This window comes from Romboutsia sp. MSSM.1001216sp_RTP31141st1_G3_RTP31141_220114, assembly GCF_039031195.1.
Taxonomy (GTDB): Bacteria; Bacillota; Clostridia; order Peptostreptococcales; family Peptostreptococcaceae; genus Romboutsia_C; species Romboutsia_C hominis.
On the sequence record NZ_JBCIUO010000001.1, the window covers coordinates 459,028 to 484,248 of the forward strand.

Sequence of the window (25,221 nt, forward strand, 5' to 3'; positions counted from 1 at the left end):
ATTTGTTTATATATTTTTTTACTTTAGTCATAATATAAAAACCAATGTGATATATATGTAATATAGAGATATAAATATATCACATTAACGAAGGGGGATTTATTTATGAAAGGGGTAAGCAAGTATTCAATTTTATTTGCACTATTTGGATTTTTAGGTTTTAAAGAATTAAATGGTGATCCACTAGGACTTCTATATTTTGCCTTCTTTGGTCAATTAGCTAATTATTGGTGGTACAAGCTAGGTGATTGTGAAGATGAGAGATTAATTCACAATAAACATAGAGCAGCTTCTATAGTATTTCCTGCATGTTTTGCTATAGCAATTGTATCAAGTGTATTAATTCAGTTATATACAGTAGATGTACTAACACTTTATAGACTACAAATATTAATAGTAGCACTTACTTTTGCAATATCAATGAATTTATGGGCATTTTTAACTTACAAATTTGATTTAGGGAAGTAAAAAATATGGCAAAGTTTATTAGTAATTTAAAGAAATATCGTCAATTTAATGAGTTAACTCAAGAAGAATTAGCTAATAAAGTTAGTGTTAGAAGAGAAACTATAGCTCGTTTAGAAAATGCAAAATACAATCCTTCACTTGAATTAGCTGTTAGAATTTCAAGGGAGTTAAATACTCCCATTGAAGAATTATTTATTTTTGAATTTTAATAAATTAATAGAAACGTAGAAATAGGTGTACAAGTGTATTTTTTAATGAATAACGGAATAGTAAAATGGTTTGACAATGAAAAAGGATTTGGTTTTATATCAGTAGAAGATATTAAAGAATAATATTAATATAATGCGAACGAAAAGTAGGAGTTATCCAATTGGTATACCCCTACTTTTTTATTATTGAAATTATTCCTAATATCAACATTGACTTAAAACATAGCCTATTTTTCCAAATACATATAAATAAATCATCTTATAAATTAACAATTAAAATATTCTTTCTTCTAGATCTTGACTACTTGATTTGTTTGAAATAATATTTCTTACTATACATAACGTCTTTAAATTATAATTTGTGACAGAAAAAAGTTTTAATACTTTTAAAAAAACTGAAACTTTTGATACACTTATTACGTCTAATAAAGGGAATATAAAGGACACATAAGGGAGAATTATTACTAATGGAAACTATTAAAGATCTAAATAATAACAGCTATAGGCTCATAGTAGAAAAAGCTATGAGGGGAAATAGGGATGCAATTGAAAAAATTATAAACGATCATAAAGAATACTTATATAAAACAGCTTTTTTATATATAAAAAATGAACAAGATGCTGTAGAGATATGCCAAGAAACAGTATATAAAGCAGTTATAAATATACATAAACTAAAAAATCCTGATTATTTTAAAACATGGATTACTAGAATACTAATAAATAATGTTAATGATAGAAGTCGAAATGAGGGTAGAACTATTAATAATATTGAAAAACTCGAATCAATTGAAGATATATCATATGAAAAGTTAGAAGATAAAATTGATTTGTATAATGCTATAGACATATTAGAAGATAAATTTAAAACCCCTATAATACTTCAATATTTTTATGATATGACTATAAAAGAAATCGCGGATATAACTGAAACTAATGAAAATACAGTTAAAACTTACCTAAGACGAGGTAAAGAAAAACTATACAAGATATTAATGTAGGGGAACTAAGTGAATAAATTAGATCATATAAAGATACCGAGTAATTTTGATTGTGCTATAGATGAAGCTATAGATAAGGCTTTTAGTGAAAAAAAGAGAATTAAATCACGTAAAAGAAAAAGTATAGCAGCAGGACTATCCGCTGCCCTTATAGTAGGAACTATAGCTATAAATAGTGAAACAACATGGGCTTATATAGAAAATATAACAAAACATATTGAATCTTTTCTAGGCAGAGAGGATAGTATATTTGATAAATATAAATTTGAGGGGTTGCAAACTGTTGAAGATAATGGACTAAAATTTAGCTTAGGCGAATTAATGATAGATGATGGACAGATATTAGTTAGTATGAGTATGGACTATACAAATTTTAAACCAAAAGATAAAAATATAGATGCATCTAAGATACATCCATCTCTTCCTACTGTTACTATTGATAATATTCCATTATTAGCTCCAAGTGGTGGTGTAGTAGAATCTGAAAATGTCAAAGGGGAGAATAAAGTAAATATGTTATTAAAAATTAATTTCTGGGATCTAAATACTGATATAAATAATGCAGATAAAAATTCATATGAAATTTTAGATAATATAGAATCTGGCAAAGAGTATAATTTAAAGATGACTATCAGCAATCTTTATTATAATGATAAAGAAGAATATAATCTTGGTTCGGGAAAATGGGAATTCAACACCAAAATCAATGCATCGAATATAATTAAAGATACTCACGTTCATAAAGTAAATAAAAAAATTAAAATCGACGAAGATGTATATAAAGGCTATTTAGATATAGAAGAAATTAGAATATCTCCTCTATCAGTTAAAGTTAAATATAATTATGATTTATATACTGATATTAGTGTTAATAAGAGACGTGAACCTCGTTTTATAGTAAAAAATCAAAATGGAAAAGAATTAGAACTAGGGTCTGGCGCAGGCGGACAACTAAATAATGGAAAATGGTATATTGGTGACGAATTTAATTTAAAAGGTAATGAGAAAAAAATTATTATAACACCTTGTGTGTACATTAATGACAAAGCAAAACTATTTACAGAAGATGCTATTGTATTAGATATTGATTAAACTTAATAGTTATTCTCTTAGATATGCTAATATACATAAAAAACACAAAAATGACTAGAATTTCATGATTAGAAATTGCTAGTTATTTTTTGTGAATTGAATTTATTTATGGTAAAATTAGTAAATAAGCTAACTTAAATGGAGTGAATTTAGAAATGAGTAAGTATAAAGACTGGAAGATGATAGATTGGATTATAGCAGGAATTTTAGCCCTATCCTCTGTATCAGTAACTAATTGGATTATAGACCACAATCTATATGTGGCTCCTATAATGGCAACAGTTTATGATTACTCATATAATATTCCTATAATGGTAGCAGGTGTATTTTTAATATATTGCTTTTTATCAGTAATATATTGGATAATAAATAAAAATATAAATATGGTAATTCATTATTGCTTAATAGCAATCACATATATAACAATTCCTATGCTATATGTTATTGTATATAACTCGGGCGTTTAAAAAACTTAGTAAATAAAATAACTATTCCCCGAAACTAAAGTAAGTAGTCTTAAAATTTTACTTTAGAGACTAGATATATATATATATATATGGAGGCTATCACATGATAAAGGCGAAAAACAAACGGTTTATTCTTTTGCTAGGGTTATCAATTCTTCTTATTTCTAGTGTATATGTATATAAACATGCTATTTTTGAAAGAAGTTCTATAACAGAAGTATTGGAAACTTTTATCAAAGATGATTACAATTATAATGGAGGAAAGAATGATTTCTCAACAGTTGGAAATGAACAATTAAAGAAATATCTATTAGCAAGAAATACTGTAAAAGCTACTAATAATAAAACAAATTATAAAAAAGTACTTTCTCAAAATTTTAAATTTGATTATGGAAACTTTGTGAGCTCTGGAAACTGTGTAAAAATTAATGTTTATATAGAGGAATATTACTCTTTTAAAGATGAAAATACTAGTGAAATAAATGAAGCCGGGGCAGGAAATGATTATGTAGTATATCTTTCAAAAATAAATGGGAAATGGAAGGTTATGTCTGCAACAATTAAAGTTAATGCTGATGCAGTAGATGATGAATTTGATGTAAATAAAGAATTAGGTTATGAAGGAAAGAAAAATCAAAAAAATGTTGAAGCAAATCTAAATAAAATGCTTGATAGGCTTAACTATTTAAAAGACATATATTCTAAACCTCTAAAATAGAATGTTTAAGTATAAATCAGATAATCTATATTTATTTAATTATAATTTTTAATACATAAAATAAATCACTAATCCCGAAATTTAGATTTTCGGAATAGCTGTATATACAAAAGAGTATATCATTTGAAATAACTATATTTCATTAGATATACTCTTTTGTATTTTTTTAAAAACTATATTAACTTTATTTTTCAAAGACTTTACTTTGCAATGCTAAATATATAAAAATATACCATAATATTTTAGTTTCTAATGTCAATTCATTCTAACTATATAATATGATCTTGTAATTGCATAAAACCTATGCTTTACCAATTTAGAATAGTTACTTACTTAAATATATAAAGTCAGTACTTTTATTAACATTGTAAATCCTCAAAATGCTGACTCTACCCATAGATAAACTAAATACAATAGTATAAATTTAAGCGAATATCTCAACATAGAGATGCTCCTATTTTTGAATTTTTCAAATATTTTTAGTTCTTAGGAATCTAATTTTATATGTTACTATATAAGACCTTTTTCTTCTATCGGTTTTTGTAAGGAAGGATGGATAAAAAAATACTTAATTGGCTTTACAGTAGGCGCTATATTAACTGTTTCAGAAGTAGCTTTATTGTATTATTCTTTTGGACTGATAAGTGTAAATCATAATCCTAGCCAACCAGTAGGCTTATCTGCTATAAAGTATATAAGTATAATACTAATTGGGATGGATAGTTCAAAGTTCTGCCGAAGAAATTGTAACTCGCGGATGGCTTATGAATGTTTTAAGTGCCAAATACAATGTATGGGTTGGTTTAATTGTATCATCTACTTACTTTGGATTTATGCATTTACTTAATCCAAATGTTAGCTACATAGCGGTTATAAATTTAGTTTTAACAGAATTTTTATTTGGACTTTATGTTCTAAAAACTAATAACCTTTGGGGGGCTTGTGGCATTCACTGTTCTTGGAATTTCTTTATGGGAAATATATTTGGGTTTGAAGTTAGTGGAACTAATACTTCTGTTGGTACACTATTTGATTTAAACCTGGTTGGAAATCCCTCATTGTCAGGTGGACAGTTTGGACCTGAAGGAGGTATTTGTGAAACTATTGTAATAATTGTAGCTATAATAGTCATTATTTATTTAGATAAGAAAAAGTTTTTTAAACAATGTGCATAAAATTTTATCTAATACTATAAACAGAGGTTGCCTTAAAATTATATAGAAAACTGATTATTTTAATTAGTTTGATTAATTGTATTTATTGTACTGGCTTTGTTTTAAACCAATGTTGATTTTATAAATTATTTTAACAACAAAAGTAGGAGTATAATCACCTGCTTTTAAATTCGCATTATATAATAATTGTATATTTATTTTAATAATATCATTTTCAATATTAATTTAAAACATAGCCATTTGATTAAAGAGCAAAACTGGTAAAATTATTAAATCTAGGGGGTGATTTATGAATAAAAAAAGAAATATTGTAGACTTAATATTTTAATAAGGGGATTAGAATATGAATTTTAAGAATTTAGAAACCAATCGATTATTGTTAAGAAGCATATCAAAGAATGATTCATCAGATATATTTAACTATCTATCAAAAGATGAAGTGACTAAATACCTAGGAAAAACATCAATTAAATGTGAAAATGAGGCTAAAATATTAATTGATAAAATTTTAAAAGCTAGTTCAGAAAGTAATGGTATGAGATGGGGAATTGTTCTTAAGGAAAATAATAAATTAATTGGGTTAGCAGGGTATAATAGCATAGATTTTAAAAACAAAAAATGTAATTTAGGATATGATATAGATAGTGCTTATTGGCACAATGGCTATGGAATGGAAGCTGTTAGTGAAATAATTAGATACGCATTTTATGATTTAAATTTACATAGGATAGAAGCTGAAGTTGTTATAGGGAATAATTCATCTTCTAACTTATTAACAAAGCTTGGATTTAAAAAAGAGGGAATGCTTAGACAAAGTATATTTAAAGAAGGCGACTTTTTGGATGTGGAAATATTTTCGTTAATTCAAGAATAGATTCATTGAATTAGTTTAAATTTATAAGGGCTAGATTTAATTTATTTAATTATTGGAAAAAAATTCTAAAAAGTATATAATATAAAAAAGCAACAATTACTATATATCAAAAACTATATAAGTAATTCTTAAAATTTTTAACAAAAGGGTATGGGGAGATAGACAGTGGAAGAACAAAATCAAATAATAGAGCAACTTAAAGATATATCTAGTGAAATATCTAATTTGCAAAATAGTGTAGATAATGTAAATAATAGTATAAATAATTCGGGTGGAACAGGGATTATAGGTATTTTAATTTTAATATTATTAATTTCTATAAATGATAATTTACGTAAATTAACACGAGCAATAAAAGATAATAAAAAATAATGTATAACTTATTAGTATAATAAATGTCTTTTTTATTAAATTTAGACTTTATTAGGATTTGTATTATAAATAAGCAAAAAATGGCTAGAACTATTGGAATTATCAAAAGTCTAGCCATTTTTATATACTTTAGTTTAAATATGTTAAGATTCTTTACTTAATCTACTCAATAAATTGGTAATTATTTTTTTAAAAATGTAGGTTTTAGCAATAATTGAGCTGATATCATAAAAATAGCTAAAGATATAAAACTTGGTACAACTCCAGATAAATTTGGGGGTAACTTGGTAAATACAGGCTCCATTAATAATATTGTTCCAAGAACTGCTATGCCTAACCCTATATAAGAAATTACTCCATATTTTTTTATGTATTTTCCATCTTTATAATTTTTTACAATAAAATAAAGTCCCACAACAAAGAGTAAAGTACCAAGAAACACCATAATCCATAACAACATGATAAAATACCTCCTACCGTAAATTTATAACTAATTATCTATAGCTAGCTTGTTATTTTTTTCTTGTAATTGTTTTATGTAGCTCAGCCCTTTTACAATACAATATAATCCTAAACAAATGTATGCAATTTTAATTATTATATTACTTGGTACTGGTATAAATATAATTAAATTATTTATAAAATGAGCGAAAATAGATAGTTTCATAGATTTTGTATAATAATAAATATATCCTAGTATTACTCCTAATATAAAGGCATTTATCCCTTGAGGTATATTTAAATGTGCAATGGCAAATATTATCGCAGAATATATTATAGCTTTTTTATGATTTATTTTATATTTACTTAGAAATCCATTTAATAATATTCCCCTAAAAAACAGTTCTTCAAATATAGGTGCTTCTATAAGTGTTTGTAAAAATAACATTAAACTTAGCATAAAAAATTCTATACCGCTAGAATTTTCAATAATAAAATCAATAGTTTCATCAGGTATAGGTCCTTCAAACTGTGTTAATACTTCAAACAATACAGCCTCTCTAACTAAAATATACCCTATTATTATGAAACAAATATGTAAATAATCTTTCTTGTTAGGTTTAAAATTATTGTTATTTATTTTAGTACTACCTTTTTCGGTAAATATATGCCCTGCCAATATTACCATAGCTATACTTATAGATACTGTTAATATCATTACAAGTATAATATTATTTCCAAAAGACATGTTTGGATTTATTAAAACACTAATAAAAACTGATAACAAACTTATTATATTTTGAACTAAAATATATATAGCTATAGCAAAAAGTGATTTTAATAAAGATATTGGTTTAATTTTTATTTCATCTTTATATATTTGCTTTAAATTATACATCTCCACCCCTTAAATTATTTACCCACATATATTATTTACAATTTATAACAATTGCAAACTTTAGTTATATTATACATAATATTTAATCGTTTTCCTATTACAAAATGGTTTCATTAAACTTTAAGTAAAGTACTTTGATTTAAGTTAGCTAAAGAAATTAAATGGGAATTTTTTGCATAGAATATTGTATATAAAGAGGACAAAAATTAACCTTCTTTAATAATAGTTATAAGATTATTAACAAAATTTTATTTAGTAGATTTATTAGAGAATTTAATGATAAAAATTTTAAAAAAATATTGACAAATTAATTGAAAAATATTATCATTTAATTAGAAAGTTTGATAAAGATAATCAATTTCCTTTAATGGATATATATACTTTGGTGAGGAAGTAGCCAAACTATAATAAATCCTTAAACCCTTAATTATGTATTCAAATTATGTATTCAAAAAAGTATCTTAATTTTTAAGATACTTTTTTTGTGCATATAAACTAGTTAAATTTTAAAAATAGGTAAAATAATTATGTACCATAATTTAATATTATTGGTGTTTTGATTTAAATAAAATTATAGAAAATTAACCTATTGATAGTACAATATAATTAAAGATCAAAGCTGGTAAAATTATTAAATCTAGGGGGATATTCATGAACAAAAAAAGAAATATTGTTTTAAGTATATGTTTTTTATTGGGAATAGTAGGTATTGTTATGGTATATATGAAGGGTAATGATGGTAAGAAAATAAAAAGCTTAAAACAAGTGTATTTTGAAATGATAGAAGATGATATAAAAGGAGAAAAAATTACTTCAGATGAATTGGTGAAAAATATTGAAAATATTTTAGAAAAAGATGAATCATTTACTTATGGAAAAACTGAAGATGAAGGTAATGGAAATAGAAATAAAATGAATACATATAACTTTGAAAATAAAAATGAAGTGCTAGAGGTATCATATTTAAAAAATGAGAATAATCAAGAAGAGTATATAAATTTCATATCATATCAATTAAAAAAAGAAGACAATGAAACATATATAGGAGTAAATTACTTTAAGCAAAAAGAAGACACATATATATTAGGGACAGTATTATATCCAGATAATTTAACTGAACAAAGAAAGTTTTTTAATCTAATTAAAAAGGGAAAAGAAATTGATGAAATATATCATATGTATTATGAATTAGCACCATATGTAGAAGAGGGGAAGAGCATAAGTGTTGAAGCCATAGAGAATATACTAGGAGAAAAATCAGAGGATATAGAACATGACACAAAGGATGGAGTAACTACTTGTTATACTGTAGAAAAAGATAAATCTAGGCTTACTATTTTATATAATAAAGAAGAAAACAAAATATTTTTTACTTCAATTGTAAATGATTGCCCTACAAATGGAGTAAATGTATATTGTAGTGAAGATAAAGCAGAAAAAGAATCTAAAATAATTACGATGATTAATAAAGATTTAAAAGAGCAGGAAACTATGATTAAAGATGTAGTACAAAGTAAAAAGTAAGTTTATAGGTAATGTTGTATACAAAAAAGTAATTAATATTAATGTTTAATATAATGCTACTTAATAGTATTGCTTGTATCACGAAATTATATGTTTTAGTGCACATACCTCAAACTATAAGTTCTGATATAATTAAATTAACAGTTATTATAAATTCGGAAAATTAATTATATGGATAAAATGGGAGGAAATAGATTGTTAGATAATAAGGGGTTTGATTTATGGGCAAGGGAGTATGATAAAAGTGTAGAAAAAAGTTCAAATGAATATCCATTTGATGGTTACTATGATGTATTAAATTATATTTATAATTCAATTATTAACAAAGAATCAAAAAAAATTTTGGATGTAGGTTTTGGGACTGGACTATTAACTAGTAAATTATATGAAGATGGAGCAAAAATATTTGGAATTGATTTTTCACAAGCAATGATAGATATAGCAAAGGAAAAGATGCCTAATGGACTTTTTATACAAAGTGATTTTAATTTAGGTATACCTTCAGAATTAGCACATGAAAAATTTGATTATATTATATCCTCTTATGCAATTCATCATTTAAATAATGAAAAAAAAGTAGAATTTATATCTAAGTTAAAGGATTTATTAAATGAAGATGGGAAGATAATAATTGCTGATGTGGCGTTTAAAACAGAGGATAACTTAATTGAATGTAAAAGTAAGAATTTAAATAAATGGGATGAAGATGAAATATATATGATTGAAGAAAAAATAATACCATCATTATATAAAAATAATGTTAATGCAAAATATACACAAATATCTTCCTGCGCAGGTGTTTTAGAGGTTGATTAAAATAATTAATATTGTGTACCAAGAGAGAAATAAAATTATTTCTCTTTTTTTGCGCAGTTATTATGCATAAATTATATAAAGAGGACTAAAGTTAGCCATCTTTAATAATGTTTAGAGAATTAGTTTAAAGTATTTAAATTAACATCAAGACAGTCTAAAGAAATACAGGAAGATTTCATAATTTATATGAGTGATTATATGACAGACTTAATAGAAAAAGATCACTCTAAGGAAGAAGCACTAGAAATTGCAAAAACTAATCTTGCATCAAATAGTCAAAGTGATGAATCAGAATATTTAAAAAATAAATATATGGAATATTATCTATCAAGAGATCCACAAATGGATGAAATAATAGGGCTTTATTATGGTGGATTTACTCTAATAGGACTTACTTTAGGAGTAGTAATTGGTATTATTCTTGCCTTTACTTATTTTAAAAATTATTTCTGGATTACAATTGGAGTATCTATAATACTGGGACTTATACTTGGAGCAGGAATGGGAATGTTAAAGCATGCTTCATTAGTAAATAAATATAAATAATAATATTTGTTTTAAATGTCCACGAAAACATCTGTTTTAGTAGATATTTATTTAAAAGCTATGCTAAACTATTTGATTATTAAAATCAAAATATAAAATATATAAAAATGACTAGACTTGGTAATGTGCATCAAAATCTAGTCATTTTTCATTATACTATTCATTTAATTATTATAGTAAGTTTAAATAGAAAAATAAACAGACTTGAAAAAGGAAATAAAGAACTTAAAGAGTAGATTAAAATTAATTATGATGATATATATAAACAGTTATAATATAATTATATCATAGAGATATATTAAAAAAAGGTATTGGAGAATAGTTAAAAATAATAGTTAAAGTTCAGCTATTATTTTTTAGGAGATTAATTATGAAAAGAATATTAATGCTTTTTCTAAGAATGTTATCAGGATTTTTATTATGTGCACTTTCTACTGTACTGTCAATAAAATCAAATTTGGGTTTGAGTCCATGGGATGTTTTTCATCAAGGTTTGTCTAATTTAGTTGGCCTTACAATCGGTCAGGCAAGTATAATTGTAGGTCTATTAATTGTAATTATAGTTAGTATATTAGGTATAAAAATAGGATTTGGAACATTAGCAAATATGATTATGATTGGATGTTTCATAGATTTAATAATCTATATAGATATAATTCCTACAAGTGCTAATTTATTTTATGGCGTATTACTTATGATAGGAAGTATGTTTGTTAATGCAATAGGAAGTTATTTATATATAGGGTGTGAAATGGGATGTGGCCCGAGAGATGGATTAATGGTAGTCTTAGTAAAGCTTACATCAAAGCCTGTAAGTATAATAAGATTTTTTATAGAAGGTCTGGCTCTAATAACTGGATGGATATTAGGTGGGACTGTTGGACTAGGTACTTTATTAACTGTATTTGGGATAGGTTACTGTGTTCAAATGATGTATAAAGTATTTAATTTTGATGTTAAAAATTTAAATCATAAAGATATAAAACAGTGTTTTGCATTTGTTAAAGAATGCGTAACTGACAAGGAGGATATTAGTGAAGTTTAGAAAATCAAAAACAAATGATGTAAAAAGTATAATGAAAATCATCAATCAAGCCCAAGAATTCTTTAAAAATAAAGGAATAGACCAATGGCAAAATGGTTATCCAAATGAAGATACAATTATTGGGGATATAAAAAATGTTGAAAGCTATGTACTAGAAAAAGATGGTGAGGTTGTTGCTACTTCAATGGTAACATTTAAAGGAGAGCCAACGTATGAATCTATCTATGATGGAAAGTGGCTAAGTAACAATAAATATGCAGCTATCCATAGAGTAGCTGTAAGTAATAACCACAAAGGGTTAGGTCTATCAACTGAGATTATTAAATGTGTAGAACAACTTTGTGTAGATAGCGGTGTACATAGTATTAAAATTGATACACATGAAGAGAATATTCCTATGCAAAGGGTACTTAAGAAAAATGGATTTAAGTATTGCGGAATAATATATGTAGATGATTCAAGTAAAAGAATAGCTTTTGAAAAATTGTTGTAGCTTAATTTATTCGATAATTACTCAATTTCTTTAGTAGTTTCTAAATTTAGGTTTAGATAATAATTTTATAAAATAAAGTAATTTAAAAAGTCGTACATGAAAATAAATATAATAAAGAATTCTAATTTAAAAGGACCATACAACGGTCCTTTTAATTATTGTATTTTTCAACATTATAATTAAACATAGCATAAAAATTTATAGTATTTATTATAGTAATAGAACTACTTTTTATATTATTTAAAATATTTTCCATAAGGCTTAAAATGATTTAATTCTTCAATTACTTCATCTAAAGGATTCTCGATTTTTTCAATATCATCTCCAATAAATTTTGATAAATAATTAAATAATAGTTCTCCATTTCCATCCATTGTAAAACTAGATAAATTTTCTCCATCTTCGCTTTCTAAAACAATAATTATTAATTTTCCAGTACTTATTTGATATTCATATGATAAGCAATCTATATCTTCAACATTTTCGTTAAAATGATTTATAGTTATTTGTATTTCTGATTTTTCATTTTCACTTAATAGTGATTGAATAAAATCTAAATCACTTATTTTATATATTATTGAATTGTCATTTAACTCAATTGTAGAAAGATTTCCACTTAAATTTAAAAGATCTTTTTTAGTAATTTGTTGAGCTTTAAATTCATCTACTAAACATTTTGAAATGTCTTTTATTTTACATTTGTTCCCTATATTCATCAATATTACCCCCTTATATTTTATTATATATAAGTATAGATTAAATATATAAATTTTAAAACTTATTAATGGTTTCTAAATATAATTTTAAGTAATATTATTGTTTGTATTTATGAAATCATCTGTTTTAGTGTATACTTTTTTAACTCTATATAAACTAATGAATAATGTTATAATACCTAATACAATCTTTATATAAGTATAATTTTATTAAAAAAATATAAAATACAAAGCTAAAGCTATTGCATATACACATTGAAAAATAGCCATAGTTGATATATATTTTTTAGTGCTTTCACTTTCATCTTTATTACTTAAAAATTTTAAAGCATATTTAATTCTAATCCATTCAGCTATTAAAGCTACTATAATTATTAATAAAGTAAAATAAGTATTTTTATTTAAAGATAAAGGTATCGCAATAATTAGTATTATAGTTAATATACGAAATCTTCTTGAAAATTCTAAGTCTTCAATTTCTTCTAGAAGTGCTTTATTTGGTTTAAACTTCTTTTCTAATATATAATCCCCTAAAAACATAATTATAAAAATCATAAATATAAAAACCAACTTAAAATCAATAACATTATCCATAATATTCCCCCTAATATATACTTTCATATGAAATTCCAATATATCCTATATAATTATACATTATAAATTAGTGATTTAGAATTACAAAGGAAAAACCGTATCACAAGAAGTGATACGGTTTTTATTATATATATTTGAAATAAATATATAATTATTTTAAATACATTATTTTTTATAAATATGTTTATAGTAGATTCATAAAAGTCGTTATAACTGCTGAGTTTATAAATTCTATAAATAATGCTCCAACTAGTGGCAATATGAAAAATGCATTAGGTGCTGGACCATATTTAGAAGTTACAGATTCCATATTTGCTATTCCATTTGGTGTAGCTCCAAGACCAAATCCACAGTGACCTGCTGCAAGTACTGCTGCTGTGTAATCTTTTCCCATAACGTTAAATGTAACAAAGTAGGCAAATAGTATCATTAATAATGTCTGTAAAGTTAGTAGTATTAATATAGGTATAGCTAGGTCTACAAGCTCCCATAATTTTAAGCTACACATAGCCATTGATAAAAATAATGATAAACATATTGAACCTATACATTCTAATTCATTGCTTGATACATTATGTATTCCTTTTGCATCTGAAATATTTCTCATAATAGCTGCTACAATCATAGAACCTATATAAGATGGCATTGTTATACCTATATATGAAAATAAGCCTGATACTATAGTCCCAAGTCCCATAGCTATTATTATTTGTATAATTGAGCTTGTCAATTTACTTTCTGAAAGTTTTCCTATAGATATTTCATTGTATGATACTTCTTCATTTACGTTTGTTGATATTAATTCTTCTTTTACTTCTATTTCCTCTGGCTGAAGTTTATGTTTTTGAACTAATCTATTTGCAAGGGGACCACCTATAATACTTCCAGATACTAATCCAAATGTAGCACAGGCCATAGCTATACTAAGAGCACCTTTAAGTCCATTTGCTTCAAGAAGAGGGCCAAATGCACCAGAAGCTCCATGACCACCTGTCATAGAAACAGAACTTGAAACAAGTCCTAATAGTGGGTCTACACCTATTAACTTAGCAGAGAAAACACCAACTATATTTTGAGCTAATATCAATAATACTGATATAATTAAAAACTTAATTACTTGTGTTCCACCTTTTTTTAAGACTTTCATACTTGCAGTGAATCCAACCGTTGTAAAGAAGGCTGTCATTAATATATTTTGTAGCGTTGTATCAAATACTATCGTAATTATTCCTGTTTGCCTTAATATAAAGGCTATTACTGCAAAAGAAAATCCTCCTACAACTGGTGATGGTATACAGTATTTATTTAATATAGAGATTTTACTTTTTATAAAAGACCCTATTAAAAGTACAGCAGTAGTAAATGCAATACTTTGAATTATATCTAAATTTAGGGTCATCATTTTTAATTCATTTGAAAATTGAAACATAAGTTTACCCTCCTTAATATAAATTTAAATTTTAAACATTATAATGAATAATTTAAAAACTTAAATTCTTATGATTTTATTTTCTGATAATTGAGAGTAGAAGATGTTGAAATTCATGGAACTTATTTTATATATTACAATAAAAAATTGATAAAGTCAACTTAACTGATACCTTAAGAAGTTTCATGTGGAATTATAACGTATTTAGTCAATTATATTTAATATCACTTTTGATATTATCTATTTGTATATGGCAATAAAGTACAATAAAGTGTATTTACAATATACATAGTAAATAATTTAATAAGATATATAATATAGTAAAGTTTACAATTTTATTGTATTTCGAACTAATTCATATCAAATTTAAAAAATAAGTGTATATTAGAGTTTATATATTACAGTAAATAAGATACTGCTATTTTGTTGGTAACTTATCGCAAACTTAGCTAATAGAGCCAAAACATATAATGTAAATTAGAAATTTAGAATTATAAAGGATGAACCGTATCAAAAGTAACGGAGCGCGGTTTTTATATATAAGATAGAATATCTTTTAAATAAGAAAACTATTTGTTAATATATAGATATAAATAATATAGGGTTGAAATTTATTATAGAGAAAAAAGTATTAAATTATAAGAAGAGAGGGAGATACATGGCAATAGCGTTACCTATAGCAGTAGATGAAAAATTAGTAGGAACATGCTTTATAGCGTCACACCATAAAAATAGAATAATATTTTTGAGTACACTTCATCATTTAGGTTATGGATTAAACTTCAAGGTATGTATACCTCCTCATGGAGGAGATATATCAATTCCGCAACAATATCCATTAAATAGTTGCAATGTTATGGAAGTAGATTTAATATATTCTGACCCTATAAATGATATAGCAGTATTAATATCTAAAAATGAAGAGCAAAGTACATTATGCAGACCTTTTTTAAAAAAAGCATCAGATATTAATATAGGTGACGACCTTTTAATGGTAGGATATCCATATGTAGGATTAAATTCATTACTAGAAACAGCTGAAAAGACACATATTTCGGCATTAGGACAAAGACTTTTTATGGGTAATATTAAGATAGAAGAATTTGTTATATCACATCAAACTTATTCAGGAAGCTCGGGATCTCCAGTGATAAGAGTAAGTGATGGTGTAATTTGTGGAATGGTAAGAGGGTGTCTAGCATTGCCAGAAGCTATATCTATAGGAAATATGCCATTAGGCACAGATTCAAATATAACATTTGTAATAAATAGTGCTATATTTGAAGAAGTAATAAATCAAGCAATAGGGGGATTGGATCGATGTTAGAACTATTAAAATCTTTTTCAGATGAAGAAATTTTAAGTACTTTACCAGGAAACATGGAATCTATGGTAAATACACTTCAAATGTCAGGGGCGAGTATAGATGATATAGGAATTAATTTATCTTTAAATCCTTCATTTGGACTTGCACCAAAAGGAACTCAGAAGTGGAATGAAGGTTTATACGAACGCATAAGAATTGAAGTAAGAGAAATTATATGTACAGATAGTGAAAAGTATAAAGAATTGAGAGAATCATTAAAAATAGAGGCTAAGATAACTACTAATGTTATAATTGGTGCTATATCAGGTTATGTTGGAAAAGAAATTGGTGTATCTGCAGCTATATGTGTTCCATTTGTAGTACTTTCTATCATAGCTATACTTAGAGCAACAACAGAAGCTATATTAAATTCAGGAAATTAATATATATTGAAGATATGATAAATCTAGGTGAGGAACAACACTTCATCTAGATTATTTTATTTTTAAATAATAAGGAACATATAATATAATTTAATATTTTCAAAAATTAAAACTTAGATTTAGCAATACAACTACCATAATAAGTATAGTATTTGATAGAAGATGTAGGTGAATACTTAATTCATTTAATTATAAATTAGAGATGTAAAATACTAAAGTATAAATAGTATTTAGATAAGGAGAAAAATATGAATATTTAATAACAATAAAATGCATACTATTGGAATTAATTTCAAAATTAGTATAAAATAGATATTATTATACGAAATGATGAAAAAGGAGTTAAGCGATGGAATATAGAGGTAAATCATACATATCAGTAGAATTTAGACGAGAAGATTTTATGGAATTAGGGTTAACTATGGATAGTGAGGATGATAAGTGGGATAGAGCAATAAATATATTTGATGATAGAATAAGAGGAAGATTCTTAAATCAGATTGAAAACCTAACTAAATATAATGATTTAATTAGAGATGGTTTTTCTATAATGGCATTGAATTGTTTATTAATAGAAACATTACTACAATTTAAGAATGGATGGGATCAAACACCTTCAGGAAGGAATAAGATAGAATATAAAAAATTTTTAAAGGAGGAATTCCCTGAGATTTTTAATAATGATAAAATAGCAAAACTATTTTATGAAGACATACGATGTGGAATATTGCACTCTGCTCAAACTAAAAATAGAAGTAAATTAACTTTTGAACAAGAATACATAGTAAAATTGGAAGAAGATAATCAAGTAATTGTTGTAGATGTAATAAAAATCACGAATGCAATACTTATTTATTATGAGAGGTATAAAAATACTATTAGAGATAATATGAATTTTAGGTTAAGAGAAAATTTTTTAAATAAAATGATGTATATATGTATTAGATCTAATTAGAAATAATTATGGGGATAGACGAGTAAACGTAAATATAGATGAAATAAAAGTAATATAAAAATCGACTCTAAATGATTATATAGATAAGATTAAGATTTAATTAATATAAAACCGCGCTCCTTAGAGCGCGGTACGGAGAACCGTATCACAAGTAAGGGATACGGTTTTTATTTTATATAATAGCAAAATTTGTTAATTTCTAGATTGTTGTATACAAAGATAGTATAATTTATATATATATATAACAAAAAAGGAGTGAAATATTTATGTATCCATTTAATACTACAGTTAATATAGGGAATAAAAATGTAAATATAAACATTTATTCTGGATTAACAACTTTTGTGGGACCAAATGGTTCTGGCAAAACTAGAGCTATGAGATATCTTAAACATGAGCTAGAAAATAAATTTAGAGGAAAAATAGTTAGATATTTATCATCAAATAGAATTGGAATACTTGAAGAATTTAGATCTAAAACATCAAAGTATGATTTTAAAAGAGAAGCATCTATAGGTGATAAGGATCTTAAAAATATAAGACATAAATTAGAGATTGCAACGGGAGATTTTTTTACATTAGATGAAAGAAATGATGTATATATAAAGGTATCAGAACGTTTATCTACACTACTTGGTAGAAATTTATTCTTAGAATGGAATAATGGAAACTTAACAGTTAATTTCCAAAAAACAAAGTCGTTAGAGGGTTACTCAATATCAGCAGAATCAAGTGGTCTATTAAATCTAATATCGATACTTGCAGCATTATATGATGACCAAGTATCGATATTATTGATTGATGAGCCCGAAGTATCATTACACCCACAAATGCAAGCTTTTCTACTTAATGAAATAAAAAAGGTTTCTGGGGATTTTAACGAAAAAGGCAAGAAAATGATAATAATGGGGACACATTCTATTGATATGATTAGTATAAAAAATATAGATAGCTTATCTAACTATGTTTTTTTCTTAGATAATGATAAATTTCCTGTTCAGATCTCCCCAGAGTTAGAAGTATTAAAAAATAAAAAGTTAAGAGAGTTAGTAAGTAGACTTGGTCAAATGCATAAAACCGCATTTTTCAGTGAAAGACCACTATTAGTAGAAGGCATAAGTGATGCACTAATCTGTAACTATTTTGATGACAGATTTGAATTTAATTTGGGGATTGCAGGAACTCAAATTATTCCAGTTGATGGGAAAGGACAATTTCCTTCAACTGTAAAGCTAATGAGATTAATAGGGAAAAGACCGATACTTATAGCTGACTTAGATGCGTTTATAGATAATAATGATGTGATAAATATATTTATAAATGATAAAGAAGCTAAGAGTAAAGCATTAAATTATGGACATGCAGATATAAGTTCATTTGTAAAAAATGTAAAGAATGATTTCTTTAAAATTTGTGATAAAAATAGCGAAAATATAAAAGAAATTTATGAAAAACACCCGTATTGGATAAATCGAGATAAAAGTAATGATGAAACTCAATTTAAAAGACGAGCTATAATGGCAGTTCTTATGGAAAGTGAAGATATATCTGATTGGGCTAATTATGAAATTTGGCATGATATTAAAGTAAGAATATCATTGTTATTAGATTGCTTAGAGGAATCAGGATGTTTTATTTTGAGAAGAGGGGCAGTTGAAAGTTATTATATTTATTCAAGCAAAGATATAAGTGAAGGTAAAGCAAGTGCTGCAATAGATGAAATAGAAAAACTTCAAGATGCACCTAAAGAGTTGATAGAAGCGAACTATAGTGATATATTAAGGGCACTTAAATATTCAGCAAAACGAAGCCGTATTGATGAATCAAAGTCTATTAAAAGAGAGCTTTTAAGCGAATTAGCTCCAATTTTAAATATACTAGACAGAGATACAGATGTTTCAGATATTAATTTAATTATACGCCAGGTTAGAGGTAAATCTAAATCACTATTTGAATATGAGCCTACATTAAAAGATAATGAACCAGCACTTAATATAAATTTAATATCTAATATAATTGACGTAGAAGGGTTTCCTTTAACTATTAAAAAAAGTGATAATATAAATAGAATAATTGATAAATCTATAAGAAAGATTTAGATACTAGAAATAGCCTCCTTTGGAGATGTAACGGAGAACCGTATCATAATCAAGGTATCTAAATTATAATATATTATGATTTAGATAAAAGCCTCTCATATTTGTGAATCAAATGAGAGGTTTTTAAATTTATTATACTATTATTCGTAAGGTGATAGCTTTTAGCACAACATATCATTTCCAAAGAATGTTTTCATATATAGCATGAACTGCTCTATTAGAGTATATAAGAGGTTAACATATAAAGTTATATTATGGAAAACGGTTGAATATAAATAATCGTTAATATACTATATAGTAGATAACATCTTTAAAGAGGGGAGAAAATATGAAGCTAGAAGTGAAGGATCTAAGAAAAAGTTTTTCAGAAAATGAAGTATTACATGGAATATCCTTTTCAGTTGAAAGTGGAAAGGCACTTGGACTATTAGGGAGAAATGGTGCAGGAAAAACTACAACAATTCGTATATTAATGGACGTTTTCAAGGCTAATTCAGGAGAGGTATTAATAGATGGAAAGAAGTTTAACCCAAGAGATTACCAGATAGGATACCTACCAGAAGAAAGAGGATTATATCCTAAAAAGAAAGTTACAGAACAGATAGTTTACTTAGCTCAGTTAAGAGGTGCAGATGCTAAGTGGGCAAAAGAAAATACAAAGATATGGCTTGAAAAATTAGGCATAGAGGAATATGCAAATAGAACATTAGAGAGTTTATCAAAAGGAAATCAGCAAAAGGTTCAATTAGCACAAACATTAGTATGTGATCCAGAAATAGTTATACTTGATGAACCATTTAGTGGATTAGATCCAGTTAATTCACAGATACTTAAAGATACTGTCAGAGAATTAATAAATGAAGATAAACTAGTAATATTTTCTAGCCACCAAATGAGTTATGTTGAAGAGTTTTGTGAAGAGATAGCTATAATAAATAAAGGTGAGATTGTACTGAGTGGAAATCTTAAAGAAATAAAAAAAGAATTTGGTAACAATAGATTAATACTAAGTGCAGAGAATTTTACATTAAATGATTTAGAATCTATATGTAAAGATAAGTTTAAGGATTTAGTAACGGTAGATGAAGTTAAAAAGGATTATTTAATATTAGTGCTAAATGAAAATACAACGAAAAACCAACTTTTAGAAAGTATATTAAAAGAAAATATAGATATAGAGAAGTTTTCTGTATATGAACCAGACTTAACAGATATATTTGTAAAGAAAGTAGGTGAAGAGTAATGAAACAATTTTTCACAGTATTAAAATTTGAACTTGGAAACTACTTTCATAAAAAATCTTTTATAATAAGTACTATAATAATTTCATTAGTAATGATAATTGGATTATCCCTACCTAATTTTATAGATATGTCATCTATATTGCCAATAGGAAATAAAGGTGAAGCTAAATTAGAGGATCTTGCAGAAGAAGATAAAACTAATTTTGCAATATATGATGAAAAGAATATTATTCCTAATAAAGGAGAGCTAAAGACTTATTTTCCAAACTCATATTGGAAAGTGGTAAAAAATAAAGATGAATTAGATAAGTTAGTTGAAAATAAAGATGTAGAAGCAGGTTTTAATGTTAAAAATCCAACTGAGTATGATTATGTTGTTCAAAATACTAAGTTTAATGATGAGAATAAGTATATATTTGATGAACTTTTACAAAAAGAGTATAGAAAAAATAAAATTACTAGCGAAGGAATAGATTTTAATAAGGTAGATACAATTTATAATACCAAAATAGCAGCTAATGTTGAAATACTAGGCAAAGATAGTGCAAATAATTATTTTTATGCTTATATACTAATCTTCGTTATATATATGATGATTTTAATGTATGGTCAATTAATTGCCATGGGAATAACTGCAGAAAAAAGCAATAGAGCAATAGAGGTATTAGTTACAAGTACAAATACAAATAACTTGATATTTGGTAAAGTTATTGCAGGTGCAATAGCAAGTATAATACAAGTTGGAGTAATAATGTCATCAGTACTTATTGCATATAAGGTAAATAGTAAAGCGTGGAATGGAATATTAGATAATTTATTTAAAATTCCACCAGAATTAATAGCTACATTTGCTATATTTGGAATATTAGGTTACCTATTCTATTCATTCATATTTGGAGCATTGGGAGCTTTAGTATCAAAGACAGAAGATATAGGGTCAAGTGTTGGACCTATAATGATGATATTTATTGTAGTATTTATGATTAGTATATTTGGATTAACTAATGGAGATAGTACACTAATAAAGGTTTGTTCATACATACCATTTGCATCTCCAATGACAATGATAGTAAGGGTTGCAACAGGAGCTGTTACATCAGTAGAATTTATAATATCTGCATTAATATTAATAGTATCAACAGTATTAGCAGGAATAGGTGGTGCTAAGATATACAGAATGGCTATCTTAATGTATGGAAATCCAATAAAACTTAAAAATGCCCTAAAGTGGCTTAAAAGTGAAAAGTAAATATTAAAATATGAGAAACTAGGCTTTAAGCCTAGTTTTTCTTTATAACATTTTAAGAAATATAATTTTATGTAATAGTATTGTTTATAAAATCATCTATTTTAGTGGATATATTATTAAGTTTTAGTTTTGCCATAATTAAATTAACAATTGTTATGTAGTTAATTAAATTTTATAAGTATTAGTGGTAAAATATAAGTTAACTAAATATTAGAAATGGAGTTTTATATGATAGTAGATATAACACAAACAACTCAAATTGGAAAAGTATATAGAGTGGGTTCAAAGCCATTGGAAGTAGAGCATGTGAAGAGATATTCTAGAAGTGGAAATGAATATACTACAATTAATTTTTCTTGTGATATTCACAACATGGGAACTCACATAGATGTAATGGGAGCAGATGTAGTAATAGAAAATAATAGATTGATATCAGAAGGTATAAAGTTTGATGTTTCTAATGTATTAGATAGACAGGTTAAATTAAGTGATTTAGATATTTCTCGTATTAAAGAGGGAGTATATGTATTCTTTCAAACTAACTGGGATGATTATCTAGATGATGATAAAAAATATAGTAATCATCCAGAAATTTCTATAGAGGTAATTGAATATCTAGTAAATAAAAAAGTTAATATGATAGGTATAGATACCTTAGGTTTAGGTTTGAAAAGAAAACACGGCATTATAGATGAGTACTTAGCTAAAAATAAAATCTATGGTATAGAAAACTTATGTAATTTAAGAAGTATACCTGATGAAAATTTTAAAGTATATTGCTTACCTATAAAAGTAGAGGGGATAGATGCTCTTCCAACTAGAGTGCTAGTAGAATTTTAAAATGAGTACCATATAAATTAGTTTAATTTATTTTGAACTAACAGAGTAGTAATCTAAAATTATTACTCTGTTTTTGTGTTTAGAAAAATATATTTTATTATGTATAGTTATTATATATAAATAGTTTTTAATTGGTAGCAATTTAATAAAAAACATATATAGCAAAGTTTATAATTATATAATGCGAAATGAAAATATCTTTAATATTATATATATTAATAGGATTTTATAGGGAGGAATATATGATTGCATTTATAATATGGTTATTAATTGGTGTAGCGTTTGTAGGGCTAGGAATTTATTGTATCTATTTTACAAAAGATGATGCATTTGGATTCTGGGCAAATACAAAAATGTTTCCTGTTGAAGATGTAAAATCATACAATAAAGCATTAGGAAAATTATGGTGTGTATTTGGAGTTTTATTTGCAATATTAGGGCTGCCGCTACTAGCAGGACAAAATTCACCATATGCTTTGATTCCAGCGATAGGCGTTTTTTTTGAAGTTATCATTACAATGGTTATTTATACAATAAAGATTGAACCAAAATATAGAAAGAAATAATATTACTATCTCCAATAAATAATCTATTTGTTAGTCGCGTATGGATTATAAATTTTAATTTGTAGAGCATATTAAATTAATAATTTTAATATATTGTGAAATAAATTTATCATAAAGTTAGCTAACATAGCCTATGTATAATATAATTAAAATTATAAACTTATATAAATTGAGAATAAAAGGTTTAATTAAGGGGGATATGATTTGTTGTTAAAAAAGATTTTGAACGTATTTCAATACATTATATTAGTAATATTACTTATAAGTACTGCTAATGCAATATATCTACGTAGCTTACAACATATATTTGGAGGAATTATACTTGTTATATTTTGGGCAACAATGATTTTAGAAAATAAATTATCAAAGAAAAATAAAGTAGTATCAATTACATATTACACAACTGGTACAATAATATTAGTTATAAATATCATTGCTATATTATTTGGACTTAACTTATAGTTATATACTTACTAGGACTTATACTTGTTGTAATTAAATTAGCAATTATTATATATTATCAATCTAGTTTTAGGGGGAGGCAAATGGGAAATGATAATAATTTTTTTGGGAATATTTATGTATTTTGTGGGTGCAATTTGTAAGTATTTACATGATGACTATAAACAATATCTTAATATACATGTAGGTTATAAAATTGGTTCTGCAATGAAAGATAAAGAAACTTGGGAAGAAGCAAATGCCTATATTTATAAGACTTGTACAATGTCTTTAATATTTTCTATTAGTTTTATTGGATTAACTAATTTAATGAATTTAAAACTTCCAAGTGCAGTTTATCACATAGTAGAGATATTAATTTTTTTAGGACCTATAGTTTTAACTGAAATTCATCTATATAAGTTTAATAAATGTAGAGGTGTAAATAATTAGTAATTTACAATAAAATTTCATCTATTTTTTATATGATATTAGAGGAGGTGTTAATATGAAGTTTGGAGAAAAATTAAAATCATTAAGGATAAAAAATAAACTTTCACAAGAAAAATTAGCAGAGATGCTTAATGTATCAAGTCAGGTCGTAACCAAGTGGGAAAATCAAAATGGTATGCCTGATATAGAGCATTTAAAATTAATAGCAAAAATATTTGATGTTACTATAGATTCATTAGTTTATGAAGAAGAGGAAATTGAGACTACGGATGACGCTTTTTGTTGGGAAATTGCTTGTACGTTAGGACTAATGGGTCTAGTTATATCATTTTTATTTGAAGACCTATTCCCTAGTATGGGGGTTGCAGGAATTGGATTAGGAATAATTGGATATCTTTTAGGTAAAACATTTCTTATTTTTAAGAGTAAGATAAGTTTTAATAAATAATATATTTATATATAAGTATAAAAATAGGAGGGGGATAATGTGAATTACTTTGAACATTCATATTATCTAGGTATATTAATGATAATTGCAGGATTGATTATGAGATATGGTGCTGGGGAAAGACCTAATTCATCAGGCTATAAAACATGGACTTCTTGTAAAAATGGTACTAATTTTTGTTATTAAAACATAGACAAATAAAAAAACTCTTAGACAAAACTAAGAGTTTTTAAAGTGGCGGGAATAACAGGGCTCGAACCTGTGACCCATTGATTAACAGTCAATTGCTCTACCAACGT

32 protein-coding genes are annotated in these 25,221 nt (G+C 25.6%); 27 read left to right on the forward strand and 5 right to left on the reverse strand.

Features of this window, described 5'->3' with window-relative positions; all coding sequences use genetic code 11:
- Positions 1–105 precede the first annotated feature (105 nt).
- From ABCP60_RS02330 to ABCP60_RS02375, 10 genes are all read left to right on the forward strand, one after another.
- The gene (locus ABCP60_RS02330; RefSeq protein ID WP_343101137.1) at positions 106–468 is read left to right on the forward strand and encodes a DUF3796 domain-containing protein; all 363 of its coding nucleotides are present in this window, start codon (positions 106–108) and stop codon (positions 466–468) included.
- 5 nt (positions 469–473) lie between these two features.
- Positions 474–677, forward strand: a complete 204-nt coding sequence (locus ABCP60_RS02335; RefSeq protein WP_166505131.1) for a helix-turn-helix transcriptional regulator — start codon at positions 474–476, stop codon at positions 675–677.
- Positions 678–710: 33 nt separating this feature from the next.
- Positions 711–800, forward strand: coding sequence for a cold shock domain-containing protein (locus ABCP60_RS02340; protein WP_343101138.1), 90 nt, complete (start codon positions 711–713; stop codon positions 798–800).
- 344 nt (positions 801–1,144) lie between these two features.
- Positions 1,145–1,678, forward strand: coding sequence for a sigma-70 family RNA polymerase sigma factor (locus ABCP60_RS02345; RefSeq protein ID WP_343101139.1), 534 nt, complete (start codon positions 1,145–1,147; stop codon positions 1,676–1,678).
- Between the two features lie 9 nt (positions 1,679–1,687).
- Positions 1,688–2,770: a DUF4179 domain-containing protein gene (locus ABCP60_RS02350; RefSeq protein WP_343101140.1), complete on the forward strand. Its 1,083-nt coding sequence runs from the start codon at positions 1,688–1,690 to the stop codon at positions 2,768–2,770.
- A gap of 155 nt (positions 2,771–2,925) precedes the next feature.
- The gene (locus ABCP60_RS02355) at positions 2,926–3,237 is read left to right on the forward strand and encodes a hypothetical protein (protein ID WP_343101141.1); all 312 of its coding nucleotides are present in this window, start codon (positions 2,926–2,928) and stop codon (positions 3,235–3,237) included.
- Positions 3,238–3,340: 103 nt separating this feature from the next.
- Entirely contained in the window at positions 3,341–3,955 is a 615-nt protein-coding gene (locus tag ABCP60_RS02360) for a hypothetical protein (RefSeq protein WP_343101142.1), read from the forward strand.
- A gap of 710 nt (positions 3,956–4,665) precedes the next feature.
- Positions 4,666–5,130, forward strand: coding sequence for a CPBP family intramembrane glutamic endopeptidase (locus ABCP60_RS02365; protein ID WP_343101143.1), 465 nt, complete (start codon positions 4,666–4,668; stop codon positions 5,128–5,130).
- Between the two features lie 343 nt (positions 5,131–5,473).
- Positions 5,474–6,004 (forward strand): GNAT family N-acetyltransferase, encoded by a 531-nt coding sequence (locus ABCP60_RS02370; protein ID WP_343101144.1) that lies wholly within the window; start codon positions 5,474–5,476, stop codon positions 6,002–6,004.
- A 165-nt stretch (positions 6,005–6,169) separates the two neighbouring features.
- Complete coding sequence (locus ABCP60_RS02375) at positions 6,170–6,376, forward strand: hypothetical protein (RefSeq protein ID WP_343101145.1); 207 nt, start codon at positions 6,170–6,172, stop codon at positions 6,374–6,376.
- A 181-nt stretch (positions 6,377–6,557) separates the two neighbouring features.
- Here ABCP60_RS02375 and ABCP60_RS02380 read toward each other — a convergent pair whose 3' ends face one another.
- Both ABCP60_RS02380 and ABCP60_RS02385 read right to left on the reverse strand, forming a co-directional pair.
- Entirely contained in the window at positions 6,558–6,836 is a 279-nt protein-coding gene (locus ABCP60_RS02380) for a hypothetical protein (RefSeq protein WP_195928383.1), read from the reverse strand.
- 30 nt (positions 6,837–6,866) lie between these two features.
- Positions 6,867–7,715 carry a type II CAAX endopeptidase family protein gene (locus tag ABCP60_RS02385; protein ID WP_343101146.1) on the reverse strand — a complete coding sequence of 283 codons (849 nt, stop codon included), beginning with the start codon at positions 7,713–7,715 and terminating at the stop codon, positions 6,867–6,869.
- Between the two features lie 651 nt (positions 7,716–8,366).
- Between ABCP60_RS02385 and ABCP60_RS02390 the strand changes: the two genes are divergently transcribed.
- The 5 genes from ABCP60_RS02390 to ABCP60_RS02410 all read left to right on the forward strand — a co-directional run bounded on the left by ABCP60_RS02390 (position 8,367) and on the right by ABCP60_RS02410 (position 12,139).
- Positions 8,367–9,239 carry a hypothetical protein gene (locus tag ABCP60_RS02390; RefSeq protein WP_343101147.1) on the forward strand — a complete coding sequence of 291 codons (873 nt, stop codon included), beginning with the start codon at positions 8,367–8,369 and terminating at the stop codon, positions 9,237–9,239.
- A gap of 195 nt (positions 9,240–9,434) precedes the next feature.
- Positions 9,435–10,055, forward strand: a complete 621-nt coding sequence (locus ABCP60_RS02395) for a class I SAM-dependent methyltransferase (RefSeq protein WP_195236987.1) — start codon at positions 9,435–9,437, stop codon at positions 10,053–10,055.
- A 186-nt stretch (positions 10,056–10,241) separates the two neighbouring features.
- Positions 10,242–10,601, forward strand: a complete 360-nt coding sequence (locus tag ABCP60_RS02400) for a hypothetical protein (RefSeq protein WP_343101148.1) — start codon at positions 10,242–10,244, stop codon at positions 10,599–10,601.
- A 370-nt stretch (positions 10,602–10,971) separates the two neighbouring features.
- Positions 10,972–11,646 (forward strand): hypothetical protein, encoded by a 675-nt coding sequence (locus ABCP60_RS02405; protein WP_166505139.1) that lies wholly within the window; start codon positions 10,972–10,974, stop codon positions 11,644–11,646.
- Entirely contained in the window at positions 11,636–12,139 is a 504-nt protein-coding gene (locus ABCP60_RS02410; protein ID WP_092926494.1) for a GNAT family N-acetyltransferase, read from the forward strand. Before ABCP60_RS02405 ends, ABCP60_RS02410 begins: the two co-directional genes overlap by 11 nt.
- 236 nt (positions 12,140–12,375) lie before the next feature.
- Here the strand turns inward: ABCP60_RS02410 and ABCP60_RS02415 are convergent, their stop codons facing one another.
- The 3 genes from ABCP60_RS02415 to gltS form a co-directional block, all read right to left on the reverse strand.
- The gene (locus ABCP60_RS02415; RefSeq protein ID WP_343101149.1) at positions 12,376–12,855 is read right to left on the reverse strand and encodes a hypothetical protein; all 480 of its coding nucleotides are present in this window, start codon (positions 12,853–12,855) and stop codon (positions 12,376–12,378) included.
- A gap of 210 nt (positions 12,856–13,065) precedes the next feature.
- Positions 13,066–13,449, reverse strand: a complete 384-nt coding sequence (locus ABCP60_RS02420; RefSeq protein WP_343101150.1) for a hypothetical protein — start codon at positions 13,447–13,449, stop codon at positions 13,066–13,068.
- Positions 13,450–13,633: 184 nt separating this feature from the next.
- Positions 13,634–14,878, reverse strand: a complete 1,245-nt coding sequence (gene gltS, locus ABCP60_RS02425; protein WP_343101151.1) for a sodium/glutamate symporter — start codon at positions 14,876–14,878, stop codon at positions 13,634–13,636.
- A gap of 658 nt (positions 14,879–15,536) precedes the next feature.
- On the opposite strand from gltS, the gene ABCP60_RS02430 reads away from it, so the two are divergent.
- The 12 genes from ABCP60_RS02430 (at position 15,537) to ABCP60_RS02485 (ending at position 25,108) form a co-directional block, all read left to right on the forward strand.
- Positions 15,537–16,205: a trypsin-like peptidase domain-containing protein gene (locus ABCP60_RS02430; protein ID WP_343101152.1), complete on the forward strand. Its 669-nt coding sequence runs from the start codon at positions 15,537–15,539 to the stop codon at positions 16,203–16,205.
- Positions 16,199–16,627 (forward strand): hypothetical protein, encoded by a 429-nt coding sequence (locus ABCP60_RS02435; RefSeq protein ID WP_343101153.1) that lies wholly within the window; start codon positions 16,199–16,201, stop codon positions 16,625–16,627. Before ABCP60_RS02430 ends, ABCP60_RS02435 begins: the two co-directional genes overlap by 7 nt.
- A gap of 349 nt (positions 16,628–16,976) precedes the next feature.
- Complete coding sequence (locus tag ABCP60_RS02440) at positions 16,977–17,582, forward strand: hypothetical protein (protein ID WP_343101154.1); 606 nt, start codon at positions 16,977–16,979, stop codon at positions 17,580–17,582.
- A gap of 266 nt (positions 17,583–17,848) precedes the next feature.
- Positions 17,849–19,681 (forward strand): AAA family ATPase, encoded by a 1,833-nt coding sequence (locus ABCP60_RS02445; RefSeq protein WP_343101155.1) that lies wholly within the window; start codon positions 17,849–17,851, stop codon positions 19,679–19,681.
- 328 nt (positions 19,682–20,009) lie between these two features.
- The gene (locus tag ABCP60_RS02450; protein WP_343101156.1) at positions 20,010–20,924 is read left to right on the forward strand and encodes an ATP-binding cassette domain-containing protein; all 915 of its coding nucleotides are present in this window, start codon (positions 20,010–20,012) and stop codon (positions 20,922–20,924) included.
- Positions 20,924–22,174 (forward strand): ABC transporter permease, encoded by a 1,251-nt coding sequence (locus tag ABCP60_RS02455; protein WP_343101157.1) that lies wholly within the window; start codon positions 20,924–20,926, stop codon positions 22,172–22,174. Before ABCP60_RS02450 ends, ABCP60_RS02455 begins: the two co-directional genes overlap by 1 nt.
- 228 nt (positions 22,175–22,402) lie before the next feature.
- Positions 22,403–23,014 (forward strand): cyclase family protein, encoded by a 612-nt coding sequence (locus ABCP60_RS02460; RefSeq protein WP_343101158.1) that lies wholly within the window; start codon positions 22,403–22,405, stop codon positions 23,012–23,014.
- A 242-nt stretch (positions 23,015–23,256) separates the two neighbouring features.
- Positions 23,257–23,580 carry a hypothetical protein gene (locus ABCP60_RS02465; protein WP_343101159.1) on the forward strand — a complete coding sequence of 108 codons (324 nt, stop codon included), beginning with the start codon at positions 23,257–23,259 and terminating at the stop codon, positions 23,578–23,580.
- Positions 23,581–23,784: 204 nt separating this feature from the next.
- On the forward strand, positions 23,785–24,042 hold the full coding sequence (locus ABCP60_RS02470) for a hypothetical protein (RefSeq protein WP_343101160.1): 258 nt from the start codon (positions 23,785–23,787) through the stop codon (positions 24,040–24,042).
- Between the two features lie 90 nt (positions 24,043–24,132).
- Positions 24,133–24,474, forward strand: a complete 342-nt coding sequence (locus tag ABCP60_RS02475) for a hypothetical protein (protein ID WP_343101161.1) — start codon at positions 24,133–24,135, stop codon at positions 24,472–24,474.
- Between the two features lie 55 nt (positions 24,475–24,529).
- Complete coding sequence (locus tag ABCP60_RS02480) at positions 24,530–24,922, forward strand: helix-turn-helix transcriptional regulator (RefSeq protein WP_343101162.1); 393 nt, start codon at positions 24,530–24,532, stop codon at positions 24,920–24,922.
- 39 nt (positions 24,923–24,961) lie between these two features.
- Positions 24,962–25,108: a hypothetical protein gene (locus tag ABCP60_RS02485; RefSeq protein WP_343101163.1), complete on the forward strand. Its 147-nt coding sequence runs from the start codon at positions 24,962–24,964 to the stop codon at positions 25,106–25,108.
- The last annotated feature ends 113 nt before the right edge of the window (positions 25,109–25,221 follow it).